This is a genomic window from Haloferax profundi (assembly GCF_001469865.1).
GTDB lineage: Archaea > Halobacteriota > Halobacteria > Halobacteriales > Haloferacaceae > Haloferax > Haloferax profundi.
This window is the reverse complement of the sequence record NZ_LOPV01000068.1, coordinates 1-3,455: the sequence shown is the minus strand read 5'-3', so window position 1 is coordinate 3,455 and position 3,455 is coordinate 1. Positions and strand designations below refer to the sequence as shown.

5 protein-coding genes and 1 pseudogene are annotated in these 3,455 nt (G+C 60.4%); 2 read left to right on the top strand and 4 right to left on the bottom strand.

What is annotated here, in order from left to right:
• The 4 genes and pseudogenes from AUR66_RS22490 to AUR66_RS03465 form a co-directional block, all read right to left on the bottom strand.
• Positions 1-212, bottom strand: a pseudogene (locus AUR66_RS22490) (hypothetical protein); the annotation flags it as partial.
• Positions 213-533, bottom strand: coding sequence for a hypothetical protein (locus tag AUR66_RS03475; protein WP_058571122.1), 321 nt, complete (start codon positions 531-533; stop codon positions 213-215).
• 186 nt (positions 534-719) lie between these two features.
• The gene (locus tag AUR66_RS03470; protein WP_058571121.1) at positions 720-1,196 is read right to left on the bottom strand and encodes a VOC family protein; all 477 of its coding nucleotides are present in this window, start codon (positions 1,194-1,196) and stop codon (positions 720-722) included.
• 33 nt (positions 1,197-1,229) lie between these two features.
• Complete coding sequence (locus tag AUR66_RS03465) at positions 1,230-2,213, bottom strand: formyltetrahydrofolate deformylase (RefSeq protein ID WP_058571120.1); 984 nt, start codon at positions 2,211-2,213, stop codon at positions 1,230-1,232.
• 209 nt (positions 2,214-2,422) lie between these two features.
• Here AUR66_RS03465 and AUR66_RS21710 point away from each other — a divergent pair, with 209 nt between their 5' ends.
• A complete protein-coding gene (locus AUR66_RS21710; RefSeq protein WP_197409666.1) occupies positions 2,423-2,779 on the top strand; it encodes a hypothetical protein in 357 nt (118 codons plus the stop codon).
• A partial coding sequence (locus AUR66_RS03455; RefSeq protein WP_058571118.1) for a winged helix-turn-helix domain-containing protein occupies positions 2,698-3,455 on the top strand: 758 nt, incomplete at its 3' end. The genes AUR66_RS21710 and AUR66_RS03455, both read left to right, overlap by 82 nt.

The following is a 3,455-nucleotide window of genomic DNA, read 5'->3' as shown; positions in this document are numbered from 1 at the left end:
CGGACATCGAACGCGTTCCTACGGTCAAGCACGGCTTGTGCCGCCACTCCAGAGGCGTCGTCGTAAGATGCGGTTTCAGCTACTTCTTCGAGAACTTGCTCGGGGAGTAGGAGTTCGTGCGACTCAAGAAGTATATCCAGTGGATTTGTCGTGGCGTCCGCAACGGTTCCCAAACTAACGAGGGCGGAGGTATCAGCGACGAGACGCACCATCTATGTGTCAGCCAACTCCTCCGCCACGTCGTCAATGAACGTCTCGCTCAGTTGTTGTTTCAGAAGACGGAAATTTGCGGCCTCCTCGTGACCGACGAGAGACTTTAATTCCTCGAAGGTAATGTCGTCGTCGTAATACGCTTCTGCGACCTCCTGCTTCACTTCGTCAGAATGAGCTGCGTCCCGAAGATACTCGCGGAGGGCAGTGATGAGGATGTCCGTCCGGTCTGTCTGGAACACCGCTGCGAGAGTGTCAGCCCGATCAACCAACCCTCTGGGTGCTCGGAACTGAACTCGCTTCTTCTCCGATTCGGAACTCATGTGTGTACAATGTGAGTGCGGTGGTAAAATACTTGTCTCGCACAGTCGTCTGACCGTGCTCAATCCAGCAACCGTTTTGACCGACTCGCGCGCTGTACTCAGCACCCTCGACAAGCAGTCGATGACTAGTAACTTCAGATGGAGAAAACACGGTATCGTACAGCACGGATACTCCGTCGGGTTGTGCTACTGGAATCGGTCGTTCTTTCCCATGCCCTCAGGGTCGAAACAGACCAATTCCACGCGATTGCCCTCGGGGTCCGAGAAGTACACGGAGCGCCACTCGACCCACTCGTGGTAGGCGAAGTCGAGTTCGAGTTCGTGGTCACGAAGGCGTTCGACTTCGGCGTCGAAGTCGTCGGGGTCGATGCTGAACGCCACGTGGTCGAGCGTCGTCTTCTTCGGGTCGATTCCGGCGTACCCGTCGGTGCCGGTTCGGTCGAAGAGGACGAACACCGCTTCGTGGCCGGCGTGACTCTCGCCGAGTCCGAAGAACGTCGCCGTATCGAAGTCGCCGATGGGGTCGCCGAGGCCGACGACGTCGCGGTAGAACGCACGCATCGCTGGCAGGTCTTCGACGCGGAAGGCGAACTCACCGAGGGTACGGGCCGCACCGGGGCCGGTCGGTCGGCCACCGAAGTCAGGTGTTGGCGAATCGGTCATTCCCCTGAATGGGCGGGGAACTGAGAAAAGAACTCAGTCTTCAGACTGCTCGGGGGCAGCCAGTTTCTTCGTGTCGAGTGCGTCGATGATTCCGTCCACCGGGCGGTCGGGGTTCGACGCCTGTGCCTCACTGGTGAGGCCGAGTTGGTGCTTCTCGGGGTCGACTTCCTCGCGGAGACTGGTGCGCCCGCGGTGGACCGTGAGTGCGTCGTCGAGATGGAGTTTCACCGCTTCGAGAAGCGCGTCTGCTTCGAGCGGTTGGCCGCGGCTCTTTATGTCGTCGATGGACGCGTCGTCGGGGACGTCGAACGCCCGCTGGGTGATGACCGGCCCCTGGTCGAGGTCCGTCGTCACGTAGTGGGCGGTCACGCCGGCGATGCGGACACCTTTCTCTTTCGCCTGTCGATACGCGGCGGCACCGGGGAAGGCAGGGAGCAACGACGGGTGAATGTTGATGATGCGGTCTTCGTACCGGAAGACGACGTTGGGGCCGAGGATGCGCATGTACCGCGCGAGGACGATGAGGTCCACGTCGTACTCTGCGAGGAGTTCGAGCAGGCGGTCTTCGTTCGCAGTCCCTTTCTGGTCGCCGATGTCGTGGAAGGGAACGTCGTAGTGACTCGCCAGCGGTTCGAGCGTGTCGTGGTTGCCGATGACGACCGAAATCTCCGCGCCGAGGTCGTCGTTCGCCCACGCCTCGAACAGTGCTTCGAGACAGTGGGACTCTTTCGTGACGAGGACGGCGATTTCGCGGGTCTCGCGGTCGGACGGGAACCGAACCTGTACCTCCACGCCGAGGTCGTCACCGAGGTCCGAGAGCGCCTCGCGGAGTTCGTCGCGGGTACAGGTCATCTCCGAGGTGTCCGCGTGGAGGGTCATCCGGAAGATTCCCTCGCGGACGGCCTGGTCTAAGTCCTCGACGTTGATTCCGCGTTCGAACAGCAGGGTGGTCACATTCGCGATGAGTCCGGTCTTGTCTCCTCCGATGACCGTGATTTCGGTTAATTCTCGCGTCATACCGTCACCTCCAGCTGTTCGAGGCTGAACATATACCGCCGTGGGAGGGCGAGCGGTAAACCGCTGTCGTTCTCCGCAATTAACTCGGAGGCGAGTTCATTCTCCAACGACGACGAGTTCCCTCCTGTACCGAACGAAGTTTCTGTACGCGACCGTACAAAAATATCATTCTGCTTACTATTATGCCACAGTGCCGCCTCGATGTACGTATGAACTCGACTCCCGTCCACGCTCACAGAATCGCCACCATTGGTCGAGTTGTTGCTGCCCTCGTCGCCGTCGGTGCCGTCGTATTCACGGCGCAGACCATCCTCTCGTGGCTTGCACCAGTCGTCGCCACTCCGCTCCTCGTCACGAGTTGGGTCCTCGGACTCGGGATAGCTATCTTCCTGCCGTTCGCCATCGTCGCTGTCGTCGCGAGGGTGGTTAGGCGATTATGTCTCCACGCGATTCAATTAAACCCGAAACGAGCGTATCGCTACCTATGCGTGCCCGCGATGCATCCCCGTCCACCGATTCCGGGGCCGAGAACGCGTTCTCCCTCCTCGCCGACGAGACACGGTTAGCAATCCTCCGTGTCCTCGCAGACTCGCCGGACGAACCGCTCACGTTCTCACAACTCCGCGAACGAGTCGGCGTCACCGACAGCGGTCGGTTCAACTACCACCTCGGAAAACTCACGGGACTCTTCGTCAAGAAGTCCGACGCCGGGTACGAAATCCGCCTCGCAGGGTGGACCGTCGTGGGTGCCATCCTCGCAGGGTCGTACACTCGCGGCGACGACGTCGGGCCACTCCCAGTCGAGACTCCCTGTCCGACGTGTGATGGGCAAGTCGAAGCGACCTACGCAGACGAGCGCATGCACGTCCGCTGTACCGACTGCGACAAGACGATTACAGACGCCGGTATCCCACCGGGCGTGTTCGAAGGCTACGACGACGCCGACATCCCCGAAGTCGCAGAACAGTACGTTCTGTCGCTGTTCGCACAGGCACGAAACGGATTTTGTGTGACGTGTCAGGGGCGAATGAAACCGCACCTCTCGACGGAATCGGACGACCCCCACCCAGAGACGGTGTGTGAGGATGCGATGGCCGTCTACAAGTGTACGCGCTGCCGCGAAGAACTCAACTCCGGCGTGGGCTTGGCGTACCTCGACCACCCGGCAGTCGTCTCGTTTTATTACGACCACGGGGTGGACCTCTCACAACCGAATCTCTGGGGGACGGCGTGGCGCGACAA